The sequence below is a fragment of the Thalassospira lucentensis genome (genome assembly GCF_032921865.1).
Lineage (GTDB): Bacteria > Pseudomonadota > Alphaproteobacteria > Rhodospirillales > Thalassospiraceae > Thalassospira > Thalassospira lucentensis_A.
The window spans coordinates 3,936,805-3,954,204 of the sequence record NZ_CP136684.1 but is presented as its reverse complement, the minus strand read 5'-3'; the positions used below and the strand labels follow the sequence as shown (position 1 = coordinate 3,954,204).

Here is a 17,400-nt window from a genome sequence, read left to right as displayed (position 1 = left end):
ATATGTATCCTCTGATTGTATTCCTGCCCCTGATCGCTGCCACGATCGCAGGCATCATCACGCTGGCCGGCGCCATGTCGTCCACGTCCGATGCCGGTCACGGTCATGACAGCCACGGCCATCATCATCACGGTGTTTCGACGTCTGACCGCATCTCCCAGCTGATTACGGTTGGTGGTGTGGTGACGGCCTTCATCATTTCGATTTTCGCCTTTGTCGATGTTGCCCTTGGCGGCAACCCGATCACGGTTCAGCTGTTTACCTGGATTTCTTCGGGGAGCTTCACGGCTGAATGGGCGCTTCGTTTTGATACGCTGACCTGTGTCATGCTGATCGTTGTGACCGGTGTGTCGTCGATGGTTCATATCTATTCCATCGGTTACATGTCGCACGATCCCGACAAGCCGCGTTTCATGGCGTATCTGTCGCTGTTTACCTTTGCCATGCTGATGCTGGTGACCGCAGACAACCTGATCCAGCTGTTCTTTGGCTGGGAAGGGGTGGGGCTTGCGTCCTATCTTCTGATCGGTTTCTGGTATTCCAAGCCGTCGGCATCGGCGGCTGCGATCAAGGCGTTCATCGTCAACCGTGTTGGTGACTTTGGCTTTGCGCTTGGTATCTTTGCGGTTTACGTCCTGTTCGATAGCGTTCAGTTCGACGTGATCTTTGGCAATGCCGAAGAAGTTGCCGGAACGACCCTTCTGTTCCTTGGTCATGAGTTTTCGGCGCTTGAGATCACCTGTTTCCTGCTGTTCATCGGTGCGATGGGCAAATCGGCACAGCTTGGCCTGCATACGTGGCTGCCTGATGCGATGGAAGGCCCGACGCCGGTTTCCGCACTTATCCACGCGGCAACCATGGTGACGGCCGGTGTGTTCATGGTCGCGCGCCTGTCGCCGATCTTTGAATATGCCGAAACCACCCTTGCCATCGTCACGGTTGTCGGCGCATCGACCGCGTTCTTTGCCGCGACGATTGGTTGCGTTCAGAACGACATCAAGCGCGTGATCGCCTATTCGACCTGTTCGCAGCTTGGCTATATGTTCTTTGCCTGCGGCGTGTCGGCCTATTCGGCGGGCGTGTTCCACCTGATGACGCACGGTTTCTTCAAGGCGCTTCTGTTCCTTGGTGCCGGTTCGGTGATCCATGCGATGTCGGACGAGCAGGACATGCGCAAGATGGGCGGCATCTATAAAATGGTTCCGCTGACCTTTGCGGTGATGATGGTTGGTACGCTTGCGATTACCGGTTTCCCGGGGCTTGCGGGCTTCTATTCCAAGGACCTTGTCATCGAAAGCGCGTTTGCGGCACATACCGCAGTCGGGACCTATGCCTTCTGGGCCGGTATCCTGGCGGCACTGATGACGTCGTTCTATAGCTGGCGCCTGATCTTCATGACCTTCTTTGGCACCCCGCGTGCGGACGAGCGGACCATGGCCCATGTCCATGAAAGCCCGGCTGTCATGACGCTGCCGCTTCTGTTCCTGACCGTCGGCGCGATCTTTGCCGGCTGGTTCGCCAAGGACTGGTTCGGTGGTGGTGACTATGAAGAAATGCTTGCGTTCTGGAATGGCGCGATCTTCATGGCCGAAGGTCATCAGGCCCTTGAACATGCACACCATGTTCCGGGCTGGGTCAAGCTGGCACCGTTTGTTGCCATGGTATCGGGCTTTGTCATCGCCCTTGTGATGTACAAGCTGGTTCCGTCGCTGCCGCGTCAGTTGGCCAATACCTTCAACGGTCTGTATCGTTTCGCGCTGAACAAATGGTACTTCGACGAGCTTTACGACAAGATTTTCGTCAAGCCTGCCTTCTATCTTGGCTATGGCTTCTGGAAATCGGGCGATGGCGCGCTGATCGATGGTGTCGGTCCGGATGGTGTCGCCGCAGCATGCCGTAACATTGCACGTCGTGTCAGCGCCCTTCAGAGCGGTTTCGTCTATCACTATGCGTTTGCGATGCTGATCGGTATTGCCGCCTTGGTGTCTTACACAATTTGGAAGATGGGTTAACGGGCGATGAGCGATTATCCAATTCTTTCGATCGTCACCTTTTTGCCGCTGATCGGCGCACTGTTTGTGCTGCTGATCCGCGGGGAAGAGGCGAATGTCGCCCGCAACTCCCGTTGGGTTGCCCTTTGGACGTCGGGCTTTACCTTTGCCGCATCGTTGATGCTGTGGGTGAATTTCGATAGCACCACGGCCGATTTCCAGTTCGTTGAAAAAGCCGACTGGATGCCGGGCCTGAATATTTCCTATCACATGGGCGTGGATGGCATTTCGATGCTGTTCGTGCTTCTGGCGACCTTCCTGACGCCGATCTGCATACTGTCGGCATGGGAAGCAATCCAGAAACGCGTGAAGGAATACATGATCGCGTTCCTGATCCTGGAAACGATGATGGTCGGTATGTTCAGCGCGCTTGACGGTCTGCTGTTCTATCTGTTCTTCGAAGGCGTTCTGATCCCGATGTTCATCATCATCGGTGTCTGGGGCGGTCAGCGTCGTGTTTATGCAGCCTTCAAGCTGTTCCTTTACACGCTGCTGGGTTCCGTTCTGATGCTGGTTGCGCTGCTTGCGATGTATTTCGATGCAGGCACGACCGACATCCCGACCCTGATGGCGCACGGGTTCAGCTATAACATGCAGCTTTGGCTGTGGCTGGCGTTCTTTGCATCCTTTGCCGTCAAGGTACCGATGTGGCCGGTTCACACCTGGTTGCCCGATGCCCACGTTGAGGCACCGACTGCTGGTTCGGTGATCCTGGCGGGTGTTCTTCTGAAAATGGGTGGTTACGGTTTCCTTCGGTTCTCGTTGCCGATGATGCCGCTGGCGTCTGAAACCTTTGCCCCGCTGGTGTTCACGCTGTCGATTGTGGCGATCATCTATACGTCGCTGGTCGCGCTTGCACAGCAGGACATGAAAAAGCTGATTGCCTATTCGTCGGTTGCCCATATGGGTATCGTCACCATCGGTGCCTTCACCTTTAACCAGCACGGCATCGAAGGTTCGATCTTCCAGATGCTGAGCCACGGTGTGGTTTCCGGTGCATTGTTCCTGTGTGTTGGTGTGGTTTATGACCGCATGCATACCCGCGAGATCGATGCCTATGGTGGCCTTGTGCACCGTATGCCGGGTTATGCCGTTATCTTCATGTTCTTTACGATGGCGTCTGTCGGTCTTCCGGGGACGGGTGGTTTCGTTGGCGAAATCCTGGCATTGCTGGGCGCGTTCGAAGCCAATACCTGGGTGGCATTCTTTGCCGCGACCGGTCTGATCCTTGGTGCGGCTTATGCGCTGTATCTTTATCGCCGCATCGTGTTCGGGGCCCTTACCAAGGAAAACCTTAAATCGATCCTTGATATGAGCCCGCGTGAATGGCTGATCTTCGCACCGCTGGTGATCATCGTTCTGTGGATGGGGGTCTATCCGGTCTCCTTCCTCGACATCATGCATGTTTCGGTTGAAAACCTCGTCAACCAGGTCGAAACGGCGCAGGCTGCCGCAGCTCAGGCTGCGCAGCTGGCGGCGAATTGAGGGGAATGAACATGGGAGTTTCTATGCTCAACCTCGGGGCGGCATTGCCCGAAATCTTTATGGCCGTTTCGGCCCTGGCCCTTCTGATGCTTGGCGTTTTCGCCGGCAAGGACAAGGCATTCCGCACTGTTTCGTGGCTTGCGGTTGCAGCCCAGATCGTCGCCCTTGTGCTGGTGGTTCTGGGTGACGGCGGGGTGGCGTTCTATGGCCAGTTCACGGCCGATGCCTTTGCCAAATTCACCAAGGTGATGATCCTGATCGGTTCGTCGATTGGTATCGTGATGGCGATGAATTATGCCGAACGCGAAAACATGGCCCGGTTCGAATTCCCGATCCTGATCCTGCTTGCCACGCTTGGCATGATGGCGATGGTATCGGCAACCGACATGCTGTCGCTGTATCTTGGCCTTGAGCTTCAGTCGCTGGCGCTTTACGTGATTGCGGCGATCCGCCGCGACACGGTTCGCGCCACGGAATCGGGTCTGAAATACTTTGTTCTGGGCTCGATTGCATCGGGCATGCTGCTGTATGGCATGTCGATGGTGTATGGCTTTACCGGTTCGACCAACTTTGCCGTTCTTGGCGATGTGATCAGTGCAGGCGGCCTTTCGGTCGGGACACTGGTTGGTCTGGCCTTCATGTTTGCCGGTCTGTGCTTCAAGGTTTCCGCGGTTCCGTTCCATATGTGGACCCCGGACGTCTATGAGGGCGCACCGACCCCGGTGACGGCGTTCTTTGCCGTCGCGCCGAAGATTGCCGGTCTGGCACTGTTCGTTCGCGTTGCGGTTGGCCCGTTTGCCGGTGTTGTCGAAGACTGGCAGCAGATCATCGTTCTGGTGTCGATCCTGTCGATGGCATGGGGGTCGTTTGCGGCGCTCCGTCAGGACAATATCAAACGTCTGATGGCCTATTCATCCATCGGTCACGTCGGTTTCGCACTTGTCGGTCTTGCGGCCGGGACGTCCGAAGGCGTTGCGGGTATTCTGGTTTATCTGGGTATTTACCTTGTCATGAACCTTGGCACCTTTGCCGTGATCCTTTCGATGCGTCGCAATGACCGCATGGTCGAGGAAATCACCGATCTTGCCGGTCTGGCCAAGACCAAGCCGCTGATGGCTGCCGTTACCGCGATCCTGATGTTCTCGATGGCGGGTATTCCGCCGCTTGCAGGGTTCTTTGGCAAGTTTTACGTGTTCAAGGCAGCGGTTGACGCCGGTCTTGTGACGCTGGCGGTGATCGGTTTGGTGACCTCGGTCGTCAGTGCCTATTACTATCTGCGGATCATCAAGGTGATGTATTTCGACGAGCCGGTCGAAGCGTTCGACAAGAACGGCACCGAGATGAATGTGATCATGGCGGTTGCGACGGTCATTCTTCTGGCTTTCGTTTTCTTCCCGAACCCGTTGATGGATAGTGCCGGCGTTGCCGCGACGGCCTTGCTCGGGCAGTAAGGATGACCAAGCCGACGATCCGGCTTCCGGAAGGTTTTTACCTTCATGAACTGGAAGTGATCGACAGCACCAATGAAGAGGCGAAACGCCTTGCTGATAAGGGCGCCCATAGTGGCGCCCTTATTTGGGCCCGCCAACAGACATCGGGCAGGGGACGGCGCGGCCGCGCATGGTCATCCCCGGTTGGCAATCTTTATTCTTCCCTTTTGCTGCGTCCTGATTGTCCGCTTTTTGAAGCGGCCAAACTGACATTCCTGATTGCGGTCGCAATGGCCGAGGCGATTGAGCTGGTCAGTGGCAACCGGATCAGACCGGATTGCAAATGGCCCAATGACCTGATGGTCAATGGCCGCAAGATTTCGGGTATTCTTCTGGAAAGTGCATCGAATAACGGTTCGGAAACCGATTATCTGGTGATCGGTGCCGGTGTGAATGTTGCATTTTATCCCGATGATGCCGAACGTCCGGCGACGTCGCTTTCAGCCCTTGGCGCGCCGGTATCGGTGGGGGAACTTCTTTCGGCCTATGTCGCGCGGGTGGCAAGCTGGCTGCCGGTTTGGGAAGCGCAGGGGTTTGCCCCGGTGCGCGAGGCGTGGCTGACACGCGCATACGGTATTGGCGAGCCGGTGATTGCGCGCCTGACCGAAAGAACGCTTGAGGGCACGTTTGTCGGGCTTGATGATGATGGATCGCTTGTTCTAAGAGAAGCGGGCGGAACCGAGCATCGCGTCGGGGCTGGCGAAGTGTTCTTTAAAGCATAAATAAACACGGGACGATAACGGGGAGACGAAACATCATGTTGCTGGCGATTGATGCCGGGAATACCAACATCGTTTTCGCGGTGTTTGACGGCGATACGATCAAGGGGCAGTGGCGCTGTTCAACGACGGTTGAGCGCACGGCGGATGAACTTGGCGTATGGCTGCATCATCTGTTTACCCTGTCGGATGTGCCAAAAGACGCGATTACGGGCGCGATCATCGCGACCGTGGTTCCGGCGGCCGAATTCAGCCTTAAAACCCTGTGCCGGCGTTATTTCAATGTCGAGCCGATGGTGGTCGGCGATCCGGCGGTTGATCTGGATATGAAGATCATCATGGACCGCCCGAGCGAGGTCGGTGCCGACCGGCTGGTCAATGCGGTTGCAGCCCACAAGCTTTTTGGCGGGCCGCTTGTGGTGCTTGATTTCGGGACGGCAACCACGTTTGACGTGATTGATGAAGAAGGCAATTACCTTGGCGGTGTGATTGCACCGGGGGTGAACCTTTCGATCAAGGCGCTGCATATGGCGGCGGCCCAGTTGCCGATGGTGGCGATCGAGGCACCGCGCAACGTGATTGGCAAGAATACGGTCGAGGCGATGCAGTCCGGGGTTTACTGGGGCTATGTCGCGATGATCGAGGGGCTTCTGGCGCGCATTCGCAAGCAGCAGGGCATCGATCACATGAAAGTTGTCGCGACCGGCGGGCTGGCACCGCTGTTTACCAAGGCGGTTGACGAGATCGAACATCTGCATGGCGATCTGACGATGCTGGGGCTTTTGATGATTTATCGCCGCAACAGCGCAAAATCGAACTAGACTGTTAACCGACATTGATTGTGAAGTGACGCGGGTACGCCCCGTGATCGTATTTCTCACCGCTGAAAGACAAGGGTGATCATCCGTGGATTTGTATTTGCCGAAAGACGAATTGCTGTTTGTGCCGCTGGGGGGATCTGGCGAAATTGGCATGAACCTCAATTTGTACGGATATGACGATCAGTGGCTGATGGTCGATATGGGCGTTTCCTTTGGCGAGGAAGGATTGCCCGGTGTCGATGTTGTCATGCCCGATCCGTCTTTTATCGAGGAACGCAAAGACAAACTTCTTGGCCTTGTTCTGACGCATGCGCATGAGGATCACCTTGGCGCGGTGCCGTATCTTTGGCCGCGGCTGAAATGCCCGATCTATGCTACCCCGTTTGCCGCCGAATTCCTGAAGGCCAAACTGGCGGAAACCGATTTTGCCGATCAGGTGCCGATCCATGTGATCGAGCTTGGCGGGCGGTTCAAAAAGGGGCCGTTTGACATCGAATTCGTCACCATGACCCATTCGATCCTGGAACCCAACGCGCTTGCGATCCGCACCCCCAAGGGGCTTGTGGTGCATACCGGCGACTGGAAATTTGACCCCGATCCCCAGATTGGCGAGGCATCCGACGTCAAGAAGCTTGAGGCGCTTGGCGATGAAGGGGTCATGGCGCTGATTTGTGATTCCACCAACGTCTTTTCCGAAGGCCAGACCGGATCGGAAGGCGAGGTTGCCAAGAATCTGTCGAAACTGTTTGCGGAAACGCCACAGGGCCGGATTGCGGTTGCGTGTTTTGCCACCAATGTCGCGCGGTTACAGTCGATTGTTGAAGCAGCACATGAAAACAACCGCTGTGTCGGGCTTGCCGGACGGTCATTGAACCGTGTTACCGAGGCCGCACGCGCGGTTGGCTATCTGACGTCGTATCCGAACCTTTTGACCGATGAAGACGCGATGGAGGTCCCGAAGGATCAGGTCTTGCTGATCTGTACCGGGTCGCAGGGCGAACCGCGTGCGGCGATGTCGCGCATTGCCAAGGGGGATCATCCGACCGTGCAGCTTGATCCGGGTGATACGGTTGTGTTTTCCGCACGTGAAATTCCGGGCAATGAAAAATCCATCGGTTATATCCAGAACCTTTTGATTAGGCGGGGTATCCGCGTGATTACCGCGCGCGATGAACCGATCCATGTATCGGGCCATCCAGGCAGGCAGGATCTGGCGCGGATGTATCAGTTGACCCGCCCCAAAATCCTTGTGCCGGTGCATGGCGAAACCCGCCATCTGTGCGAACAGGCAGCCCTTGGCGCGGAATGTCAGATCCCTGAACAGGTTATCCCGCATGACGGGACGGTCATTCGTCTGTCGCCGGGCAGTGCGCATGTGATTGGCGTTGCCGAAAGCGGGGTGCTTTGCCTTGATGGCGGGCGGTTGCTGAAACGGGATTCCGATACCATCCGCAACCGCAATCGCATCGTCTGGAACGGTGTGATGTTTGTGACCGTGGTGCTGAACCAGTTTGGCGAGATGGTCGGTGAACCGATGATCACGGCACCCAGCCTGTTTGACGAGGACGGCGATGATGTCCGCCTTGATCATTTTGCCGCCGAGATTGGCAATCGGGTCGATCAGCTTGACGATGACGAGGTGCTTGACGATGCGGCGGTGATCCTTGCGATCCGGCAGGCATTGCGCCGCCCGGTGCGCCAGCGGCTGGGCAAGCGGCCATTGATCGAGGTGCATCTGGTTCGCGTCAAAGAGAAGAACTAGGCAGTCCGGGGCGCGGCATACGACCAAAAGGGCAGTTGTCTTTAAGGTTATGCGCGTCCTAGATTGGCGGTGATCGGGCAGATCACATTTCAGGAGTAGAACATGATTGGACGGCTGAACCATGTGGCGATTGCGGTGCCGGACCTTGAGGAAGGTATCCGGCTTTACCGCGATGTCCTGGGCGCGAAGGTTTCCGACCCGCAGGACGAGCCTGATCATGGGGTGACTGTGGTTTTTGTCGAACTGCCCAACACCAAGATCGAATTGCTTTATCCGCTGGGCGAGGGATCGCCCATTCAGGGGTTCCTTGATAAAAACACATCGGGCGGCATTCATCATGTCTGCTATGAGGTCGAGGATATTCTGGCGGCGCGCGATCAGCTTTTGAAAAATGGTGCGCGCGTGCTGGGCACCGGGGAGCCCAAAACCGGTGCGCATGGCAAGCCGGTTCTGTTCCTGCATCCCAAGGATTTCAACGGGACGCTTGTTGAGCTTGAACAGGTTTAAGTTTCTTTCCCGCCGTATCGGCCCTTATTCCCGCAACCACGAAAAGAGTGCAGCATGAACTGGTTTTCCGCGATCCTTGTTTACATCGTGATCTGGTGGCTGGTGTTGTTCATGGTGTTGCCGGTCGGCGTGAAGCGTGAGGAAAATGTCCAGCCCGGCCACGATAGCGGCGCACCGCAAAAGCCGCATATGTGGAAGAAGGTTCTGGCGACCAGCCTGATTTCGGCAATTTTGTGGGTGGTGGCGTATTTCGTGATCACCAGTGGCATGATCGAAGTTCGTCCGCCGCAATGAGTTTTGGCGCAGGCCGTGTAAAAACACACCCCGCACATTTGCTGCGGGGTTTTTGTTTGCAGGACTGCACAAAAATCACGGGAAAGGGAAGGCGGGCCGGGATGCGGACAAAAAAAAGCAAGATCACAAGGATCTTGCCAAGATGCTATTTTTATAGCTGTTTTCCCGTAATCTTTTTTTGCTTCCTCCTAAGACCTGGGCACTTGGCACAGGTTTTATTTCGACGTCGCGCCTGCTTCTTGTATGCTTATTGGCAACAAAGCCTCCCGCAATTTTATGAGCGGCTGCGATACGTCTTCCGCAACGATCTTGCGCCGTTAGCGGAGGATCAAAAAGCCACATATTTCACTTTTGTGCAAGATGTTTTGACCAATATTCACAGATGATTCGATGCTGCACCGCACATAAATAGGATGGACCGGCGATATGAAGAATTTTGTAACGACCCGCTCTATGAAAATCGGGATTTATCCTGTGAATTTCATGGTTTCGATGTTTGTTGCTGGCGCGATCATGACCGGTGCGGGTGGCGTTCTGGCGCAAAGCGACTCCCCCTTGCCGGGACCGGCGGCAGGTGAAAATGCCGTTCCGGACGCAGCAGGTGCTGCGAGTGCCGAGAAGGCGAAGCCAACCATCACGGTCACGCGGTCGGCCTGCCGGGAACTGGTCAGCCATGTGCCGGATGACGATGTGGCGTATAAACCCGGTGTCGATGTTTATGGCCGCAAGGTCGCCCCGGCCGATCTGGATGGCGGCAACCAGATACTGAATTCGCTGCCCAAGGAAATCGAATTTCCGGTGACGATTGATTTCTTTGAATATGCGGGGATTTCCGTGCCGGACGGGATCAGTGGCGAGTCCAATATCGGCAAGATCACCTATCGCAACGGGCGGGTTTATTTCAATGACACGCCGCTTGGTAACGAGGCGGGGCAGGATGAACTGGCGGCTGCGTGCCGGGCGGCGGGCTTCCGGTAAGGTTGTACCTGAAAAAGCCTGTGTGTTTTCGCAAACCTGCCACGATTGGGCGCTAGATCACGTCTTGCCGATATAAAGCAAGTTCCGGCTTGCGTTTCGGGCTGTGCTGTCGCATTTTCCGGGCAAGGTCTTTTGTATACCTGATATTTTCAGCTTTGATCATCACGAGGCATTGATGCGTCTTTCCCAGTTCTTTCTGCCGACCCTCAAGGAAACACCGGCAGAAGCACAGATCGCTTCCCATCGACTGATGCTGCGTGCCGGTATGGTGCGCCAGCTTTCGGCGGGGATTTATTCCTGGCTGCCGCTTGGCTATCGCGTGCTTAAAAAGATCGAGCAGATCGTGCGCGAAGAGCAGGACGCGATTGGCTGCAACGAATTGCTGATGCCGACCATCCAGCCAGCCGAACTTTGGCAGGAAAGCGGACGGTACGAGGATTACGGCCTTGAAATGCTGCGCATCACCGACCGTCATGACCGCAAAATGCTTTTTGGTCCGACCAACGAGGAAGTGATCACCGATATCTTCCGCAAGGATGTGCGGTCCTATAAGCAGCTTCCGCAGATGCTGTATCACATTCAGTGGAAATTCCGCGACGAGATCCGCCCGCGCTTTGGCGTGATGCGTGGTCGCGAATTCCTGATGAAGGATGCGTATTCGTTCGATGTCGATTACGAAAGTTCACGGCACGCCTATAACAAGATGTTTCTTGCCTATTGCCGGACCTTTACGCGCCTTGGCGTGAAGGCGATTCCGATGGTGGCCGATACCGGCCCGATTGGCGGCGATCTTAGCCATGAATTCATCATTCTGGCCGAAACCGGCGAAAGCGAAGTGTTCTGCGACAAGAAATGGCTGGACAAGGATCTGACGGGCAAGGGTGTTGATCTGAATGATCGCACCGGGCTTGAAAACTGGGTCCAGACAACGCTTGAAGATTACGCTGCGACCGAAGACAAGCATGATCCGGCCAACAGCCCGATTTCCGGTGACGACATGATCGCGACGCGCGGGATCGAAGTCGGCCATATCTTCCATTTCGGTGCGAAATATTCCGAACCGATGGGGGCTACCATCCTTGGCCCGGACGGCAAGGAAGTGCCGGTCCAGATGGGATCATACGGTATTGGCGTTTCGCGCCTTGTCGGCGCACTGATCGAGGCATCGCACGACGAGAACGGCATCATCTGGCCGGAATCGGTTGCACCCTACAAGGTTGGCCTGATCAACCTGCGCACGGGTGATGATGAATGTGACGCGGCCTGCGAAGACGTTTATGCCAAGCTGCATAACGCCGGGATTGAGGTGCTTTATGATGACCGCGACATCCGCGCGGGCGGCAAATTTGCCGATATGGACTTGATCGGTCTGCCTTGGCAGATCGTGATTGGCCCGAAAGGCCTTAAAGCCGGTGTGGTCGAGCTTAAAAACCGCAAATCCGGCGAGCGGACAGAAGTAACGCTTGAAGCCGCACTTAACCAGATCGGCGCCTGATAACGATTTTGCAAACGGGGCAGCCTTGGCTGCCCCGTCCTGATTTCCGGAATTCTTTCCGATACGCTTCCATACGCTTCCACGAGGATCATTTGCGCATGTTCAGTCCGTTCGAACGTCTGGTGGCTTTCCGCTACCTGCGTCCCCGTCGGCAAGAAGGCTTTGTTTCCGTCATCGCCATCTTTTCGCTGCTTGGCATCATGCTGGGCGTTGCGACCCTGATTATCGTCATGTCGGTCATGAACGGGTTTAGGGCCGAATTGCTTGGACGTATTCTGGGACTGAACGGGCATATATCGGTTTATGCGCAAAGTCCGGATGGTCTGCCCAATTATGATGCGATTGAGAAGAAGATCGCGGAAACCGGCAATGTCACGCTTGTGACCCCGGTGGTCGAGGGGCAGGTGATGGCATCGAACAATGGTCGCGCATCCGGTGCCATCGTGCGCGGTGTGCGGGCGGCCGACCTCGCCAAACGTCCGACGATTGCGGACAATATCGTTTTTGGATCGCTGGACGATTTCAAGGGCGAGGATACCGTGATCATGGGCGCACGCCTTGCCATGAAGCTTGGCGTCGGGGTGGGTGACAATGTCAATCTGATCTCGCCCAAGGGCAATGTGACGGCGTTCGGCTCCGTACCGCGTGTGCGGGCCTATAAGGTTGTTGGGCTGTTTGATATCGGCATGTATGAATATGACAGCGGCTTTATCTTCATGCCGCTGGATGCCGCCCAGATTTATTTCCGCCTGCCGGAAAAGATTAGCCATTTTGAAGTGATGCTTGAAGACCCGTCGCGTCTGTCGTCGAGCATGAATGATCTGCTGTCGAACCTGTCGGGGGAACATCTGCGGCTGGTGAATTGGCAGCAATCAAATTCCAGCTTTTTCAATGCGTTACAGGTTGAACGTAATGTGATGTTCCTGATCCTGACGCTGATTATTCTGGTGGCGGCATTCAATATCATTTCGGGCATGGTGATGCTGGTGAAGGACAAGGGCCGCGATATCGCGATCCTGCGCACGATGGGGGCCACACGGTCATCGGTGATGCGCATCTTCTTCCTGGCCGGGGCATCCATCGGGGTTGTCGGTACGTTAAGCGGGCTGATCCTTGGCGTTCTGTTCTGCCTGAATATCGAAAATATCCGCCAGTTCATCCAGAGCCTGACCGGGGCGGACCTGTTTAATGCGGAAATCTATTTCCTGTCGCAGCTTCCGGCTGACATGGATGTCAGCGAGGTGGTTCTGGTCTGTGTGATGTCCCTGACCCTGTCGTTCCTGGCGACGGTTTATCCGGCATGGCGTGCATCGCGCCTCGATCCGGTGGAGGCGCTGCGCTATGAGTGATATGGTCAAGAAAACCGCGCAGGAACGTGCGCAGAAAGTCGTCCTGCGGCTTGAAAAGATTGATCGCGTCTTCAATCAGGGCCCCGATCAGCTTGAAATCCTGAAATCCGTCGATCTTGAAATCCATCAGGGCGAGATCGTCGCCCTTGTCGGGCCATCGGGGGCGGGTAAATCGACCCTGCTTCAGATTGCGGGCCTGCTTGAAAAGCCTGATCGTGGCATGGTTTCGATTGGCGGGAAACGCAGCACGGACCTTTCCGATCTGGCGCGCACCGAAATGCGCCGCAAGCATATCGGGTTCGTCTATCAGTACCATCATCTGCTGCCGGAATTTTCAGCGATTGAAAACGTCGTGATCCCGCAGATGATCAATGGCCTGAAACGGCCGGATGCGACCGAACGCGGGCTTGAACTGCTGCGCTGTCTTGGACTTGAAAAACGGGCCGAACATCGCCCGGCGCGGCTTTCGGGCGGGGAACAGCAGCGGGTGGCAATTGCGCGTGCGCTTGCCAATGTGCCCGATGTGCTGTTTGCCGACGAGCCGACCGGCAACCTTGACCCGCATACTGCCGAAACCGTGTTCGGGATGTTGATGACGCTGGTGCGCGAAACCGGTCTGGCGTCGCTGATTGCGACCCATAACCCGGAACTGGCGCGCCAGATGGACCGGGTTGTGACCCTGCGTGACGGGCATCTGGTCGAACTTGATCCCGATACCCTTTCGTAATCCGTCGAAATTCTTTAAGTTAGCAGAGCACCGCGCCCCGGAGTGATCCGGGGTGGCGGTTTTCCTGCCTTTGCCATTCTTGTTCCGGGGTTTTCTGAAATGGAAAACGGTTTCGTCCATCTTCGTGTTCACACCAACTATTCGCTTGCCGAAGGTGCCATCACGACGAAGGAACTGGCAAAGATGTGCGAGGCGGATGGTCAGCCCGCGGTTGCGATGACCGATAGCGATAATATGTTCGGCGCGCTTGATTTTTCCGGTGTGATGAGCGGGGCGGGCGTGCAGCCGATCCTTGGCGTACAGATCGGTGTTGAGCGGTTTGGCGACCAGCCGGTTGTTGGCAGGATTTCGCGTGAACCCAACCCGGACAAGCTGGTTCTGATCGCAAAGAATGAGCGGGGGTATTTCAACCTTCTGAAAATCGTTTCGCGGGCACACATGACCAGCGAAGCAGGCAGCGAGCCCAAGGCGCTTTATGATCATATCGAACAATACAGTTCCGACATCATCTGCCTGACTGGCGGGCCGACCGGGCCGCTGGCACGGTTGATTGCCGAGGGGCAGCTTGAGGCGGCAACCGAATGCCTGAACAAGCTTTCGGGGATATTTGGCAACCGGCTTTATATCGAATTGCAGCGCCACGGCGAGCCGATCGAGGAAAAAGTCGAGCCAGGTCTGATCAAGCTGGCCTATGATCACAATATCCCGCTGGTCGCGACCAATGACTGCTTTTTCCCCAAGGCGGAAATGTATGAAGCCCACGATGTGTTTATCTGCATCGGGCAGGGTGCGGTTGTCGGGCAGGAAGACCGTTGGCGCCTGACACCGGAGCACCGGTTCAAGACTGCCGACGAGATGCGCGAGCTTTTTGCCGACATTCCCGAGGCCTGTGACAACACGTTGACGATTGCCAAGCGGTGTTCATGGCATGTCGAGAAAATTGATCCGATCCTGCCGCCGTTTGATTGCGGCGAAGGCCGCACCGAGGTCGACGAACTGCGTCATATGTCCGAGGAGGGCCTTAAGGGCCGCCTTGCGAAATATGTCTTTACCGAAGATATGACGGATGCGCAGAAGGAAGAAATCGCCAAACCCTATTGGGAGCGCCTTGAATACGAGCTTGGCATCATCAATCAGATGGGGTTCCCGGGTTACTTCCTGATCGTTGCGGACTTTATCCAGTGGGCCAAGGATCATGAAATCCCGGTTGGACCGGGCCGTGGTTCGGGTGCGGGGTCGCTTGTTGCCTATGCCCTGCTGATTACCGATCTTGATCCGCTGCATTTTTCGTTGCTGTTTGAACGCTTCCTGAACCCGGAACGCGTATCCATGCCTGACTTCGATGTCGATTTCTGTCAGGACCGGCGCGGCGAGGTGATTGAATATGTGCAGCAGAAATACGGCCATGACCGTGTGGCGCAGATCATCACATTCGGTAAATTACAGGCCAAGGCTGCAGTGCGTGACGTTGGCCGTGTTCTGAGCATCCCGTATGGCTATGTCGACAAAATCTGCAAGATGATTCCGGGGGACCCAGCCAAGCCGATCCCGCTTAAGGAAGCCATCGACATGGAGCCGGATCTGCGCCGGATTGCGCGCGAAGACCCGGATATTGACCGGCTGCTGTCCATCGCAATGCAGATCGAAGGACTTTATCGTAACTCGTCGACCCATGCCGCCGGGGTGGTGATCGGCGACCGTGATCTTGATGAGCTTGTGCCGCTTTATCGTGATCCGCGATCCGATATGCCGGTGACCCAGTTCAACATGAAATATGTTGAAAATGCCGGTCTGGTGAAGTTCGACTTCCTCGGTTTGAAAACCCTGACGGTGATTATCGAGGCCGTAAATCTGATGCGGCTTCGCAAAGACGTCCCGCAAGACTTTGATATCAGTGCCATTCCCCTTGATGACCGGGTGGCGTTCAAGCTGCTTTCGGCGGCCGAGACGGTCGGTGTATTCCAGCTTGAATCGCAGGGCATGCAGGACGTTCTGCGCGGCCTGAAGCCCGATACGATCGAAGATATTATCGCTGTGGTGGCGCTGTATCGTCCGGGCCCGATGGATAATATCCCGCATTACATCGCGCGTAAGCATGGTCAGGAAGAACCTGATTACATGCACCCGATGTTGCAGCCGATCCTCGAAGAAACCTATGGCATCATGATCTATCAGGAACAGGTCATGCAGCTAGCCCAGACGATGTCGGGCTATTCGCTTGGTGGTGCGGACCTGTTGCGGCGTGCGATGGGTAAAAAGATCGCCGAGGAAATGGAAAAGCAGCGGTCGCTGTTTGTTGACGGGGCGGAAAAGAACGGGGTGCCGCGCGGGCAGGCATCCGACATCTTTGATCAGGTCGCCAAGTTCGCATCCTATGGCTTTAACAAATCGCACGCAGCGGCCTATGCGCTGGTGGCGTATCAGACGGCGTATCTTAAGGCGAATTATCCGGTCGAGTTCATGGCCGCGCTGATGACGCTTGATATGCACAACACCGAAAAGCTGGCGATTTTCAAACAGGAAGTCGAACGGCTTGGCATCGAAATCCTGCCGCCCTGCATCAATAATTCGCAAGTGGCGTTTTCGGTGGAAAATTATGATGGGGTTCGCAAAATCCGTTATGCACTGGCAGCGGTGCGTAACGTTGGTGATGCCGCGATGGAAAGCCTTGTTGCGGAGCGCGAGGCCAATGGTCCGTTCAAGGACCTGACCGATTTCGCATCGCGCATCGATAGCCGGGCGGTCAACAAGCGGTTGCTTGAAAACCTTGTGCGGGCAGGGGCACTTGATTGTCTGACGACGAACCGCAAGGTGATGTTTGAGCATGTCGACCGCGTGATGGCGGTTTCCCAGCGTGAAATGCAGGCGCGCAACAATGACCAGATTTCGATGTTTGGCGAGGATACCGGTTTTGGCAAGGATGCCATCCGGTTGCCCGATGAACGCGACTGGGTGCCGATGGAAAAACTGACCGAGGAATTTTCGGCCATCGGTTTTTATCTTTCGGCTCATCCGCTGGATACCTTTGGCAAAAGTCTTCAGCGGATCGGTATTGCGCCGATCAAGGAACTTCCGGCCCGCATGCGCGCCCAGAACAAGGGATCGATCAAGCTTGCCGGGACGCTGATCAATGCGCGTGAAATGATTTCCAAGAAAAACGGATCAAAATTCGCGTTTGTGATGTTTTCCGATCCGACCGGCAGTTTCGAGGTCGCGTTCTGGGCAGAGGCATGGGCGGCTTACAAGGAAATCATCAATGCCGGACGACCGGTATTGCTGGTGGTGGCAGCCGAAATGCGCGAGGGGCAGCTTCGCATCCAGGGGCAGAAGGTCGAAGACCTTGAGCATGCGGTTTCAGGGGCTGCCGAGGGTATCCGCATTCGTCTGAACCGGCCCGATCCGGTGGCGGAAATCCGCGAACTGCTTGAAAAAGCGGGGAAAGGGCGTGGTCTGGTCAGTCTTTCGACGGTGTGTGCCGACGGCCGTATTGCCGAGGTCGAGCTTGAAGATACCTATAAGGTCGGGCCGTCCCTTATCGGGGCGGTCGGGGCCATTCCGGGTGTCGAACTGGCCGAGGAAATCTGATTGGTGCGGGCAGGTGGAAATTGTGATCGGGCTTCGGGTTCACTTTCCGGCGGTTTGAGCGTACTTTAAGGCTTGCATTCTTTGCAGGAGGGGGCTAAAACCCGCCCCGAACATCGCACGCGGGAGCGTGGCGAATA

13 protein-coding genes are annotated in these 17,400 nt (G+C 56.0%); all 13 read left to right on the top strand.

Features of this window, described 5'->3' with window-relative positions; genetic code table 11:
- Positions 1 to 2 precede the first annotated feature (2 nt).
- The 13 genes from nuoL to dnaE all read left to right on the top strand — a co-directional run bounded on the left by nuoL (position 3) and on the right by dnaE (position 17,263).
- Positions 3 to 2,012, top strand: a complete 2,010-nt coding sequence (gene nuoL / locus R1T41_RS19110; protein WP_317338593.1) for an NADH-quinone oxidoreductase subunit L — start codon at positions 3 to 5, stop codon at positions 2,010 to 2,012.
- Between the two features lie 6 nt (positions 2,013 to 2,018).
- On the top strand, positions 2,019 to 3,536 hold the full coding sequence (locus R1T41_RS19105) for an NADH-quinone oxidoreductase subunit M (RefSeq protein ID WP_062948576.1): 1,518 nt from the start codon (positions 2,019 to 2,021) through the stop codon (positions 3,534 to 3,536).
- 11 nt (positions 3,537 to 3,547) lie between these two features.
- The gene (gene nuoN, locus R1T41_RS19100; protein ID WP_062948578.1) at positions 3,548 to 4,987 is read left to right on the top strand and encodes an NADH-quinone oxidoreductase subunit NuoN; all 1,440 of its coding nucleotides are present in this window, start codon (positions 3,548 to 3,550) and stop codon (positions 4,985 to 4,987) included.
- Between the two features lie 2 nt (positions 4,988 to 4,989).
- Positions 4,990 to 5,748, top strand: coding sequence for a biotin--[acetyl-CoA-carboxylase] ligase (locus R1T41_RS19095; RefSeq protein WP_097050173.1), 759 nt, complete (start codon positions 4,990 to 4,992; stop codon positions 5,746 to 5,748).
- A gap of 35 nt (positions 5,749 to 5,783) precedes the next feature.
- Entirely contained in the window at positions 5,784 to 6,566 is a 783-nt protein-coding gene (locus tag R1T41_RS19090; RefSeq protein WP_097050174.1) for a type III pantothenate kinase, read from the top strand.
- Between the two features lie 85 nt (positions 6,567 to 6,651).
- The gene (locus R1T41_RS19085) at positions 6,652 to 8,328 is read left to right on the top strand and encodes a ribonuclease J (protein WP_317338588.1); all 1,677 of its coding nucleotides are present in this window, start codon (positions 6,652 to 6,654) and stop codon (positions 8,326 to 8,328) included.
- A gap of 102 nt (positions 8,329 to 8,430) precedes the next feature.
- Entirely contained in the window at positions 8,431 to 8,835 is a 405-nt protein-coding gene (gene mce, locus R1T41_RS19080) for a methylmalonyl-CoA epimerase (RefSeq protein WP_062961463.1), read from the top strand.
- A gap of 54 nt (positions 8,836 to 8,889) precedes the next feature.
- Positions 8,890 to 9,129, top strand: a complete 240-nt coding sequence (locus tag R1T41_RS19075) for a DUF1467 family protein (protein ID WP_062948587.1) — start codon at positions 8,890 to 8,892, stop codon at positions 9,127 to 9,129.
- A gap of 426 nt (positions 9,130 to 9,555) precedes the next feature.
- Positions 9,556 to 10,107, top strand: coding sequence for a hypothetical protein (locus R1T41_RS19070; RefSeq protein ID WP_231858130.1), 552 nt, complete (start codon positions 9,556 to 9,558; stop codon positions 10,105 to 10,107).
- Between the two features lie 175 nt (positions 10,108 to 10,282).
- Positions 10,283 to 11,602: a proline--tRNA ligase gene (proS, locus tag R1T41_RS19065; RefSeq protein WP_062949337.1), complete on the top strand. Its 1,320-nt coding sequence runs from the start codon at positions 10,283 to 10,285 to the stop codon at positions 11,600 to 11,602.
- Positions 11,603 to 11,700: 98 nt separating this feature from the next.
- Complete coding sequence (locus tag R1T41_RS19060; protein ID WP_114120990.1) at positions 11,701 to 12,951, top strand: lipoprotein-releasing ABC transporter permease subunit; 1,251 nt, start codon at positions 11,701 to 11,703, stop codon at positions 12,949 to 12,951.
- On the top strand, positions 12,944 to 13,678 hold the full coding sequence (locus tag R1T41_RS19055) for an ABC transporter ATP-binding protein (RefSeq protein ID WP_062948593.1): 735 nt from the start codon (positions 12,944 to 12,946) through the stop codon (positions 13,676 to 13,678). The genes R1T41_RS19060 and R1T41_RS19055 overlap by 8 nt, the downstream gene beginning before the upstream one ends.
- A gap of 99 nt (positions 13,679 to 13,777) precedes the next feature.
- On the top strand, positions 13,778 to 17,263 hold the full coding sequence (gene dnaE, locus R1T41_RS19050) for a DNA polymerase III subunit alpha (protein ID WP_317338583.1): 3,486 nt from the start codon (positions 13,778 to 13,780) through the stop codon (positions 17,261 to 17,263).
- The last annotated feature ends 137 nt before the right edge of the window (positions 17,264 to 17,400 follow it).

Excerpts from the sequence above, each read along its gene's own strand:
- nuoL (WP_317338593.1), top strand. The coding sequence starts at position 3 with ATGTATCCTCTGATTGTATTCCTGCCCCTGATCGCTGCCACGATCGCA.
- R1T41_RS19105 (WP_062948576.1), top strand. The coding sequence starts at position 2,019 with ATGAGCGATTATCCAATTCTTTCGATCGTCACCTTTTTGCCGCTGATC.
- nuoN (WP_062948578.1), top strand. The coding sequence starts at position 3,548 with ATGGGAGTTTCTATGCTCAACCTCGGGGCGGCATTGCCCGAAATCTTT.
- R1T41_RS19095 (WP_097050173.1), top strand. The coding sequence starts at position 4,990 with ATGACCAAGCCGACGATCCGGCTTCCGGAAGGTTTTTACCTTCATGAA.
- R1T41_RS19090 (WP_097050174.1), top strand. The coding sequence starts at position 5,784 with ATGTTGCTGGCGATTGATGCCGGGAATACCAACATCGTTTTCGCGGTG.
- mce (WP_062961463.1), top strand. The coding sequence starts at position 8,431 with ATGATTGGACGGCTGAACCATGTGGCGATTGCGGTGCCGGACCTTGAG.
- R1T41_RS19075 (WP_062948587.1), top strand. The coding sequence starts at position 8,890 with ATGAACTGGTTTTCCGCGATCCTTGTTTACATCGTGATCTGGTGGCTG.
- R1T41_RS19070 (WP_231858130.1), top strand. The coding sequence starts at position 9,556 with ATGAAGAATTTTGTAACGACCCGCTCTATGAAAATCGGGATTTATCCT.
- proS (WP_062949337.1), top strand. The coding sequence starts at position 10,283 with ATGCGTCTTTCCCAGTTCTTTCTGCCGACCCTCAAGGAAACACCGGCA.
- R1T41_RS19060 (WP_114120990.1), top strand. The coding sequence starts at position 11,701 with ATGTTCAGTCCGTTCGAACGTCTGGTGGCTTTCCGCTACCTGCGTCCC.
- R1T41_RS19055 (WP_062948593.1), top strand. The coding sequence starts at position 12,944 with ATGAGTGATATGGTCAAGAAAACCGCGCAGGAACGTGCGCAGAAAGTC.
- dnaE (WP_317338583.1), top strand. The coding sequence starts at position 13,778 with ATGGAAAACGGTTTCGTCCATCTTCGTGTTCACACCAACTATTCGCTT.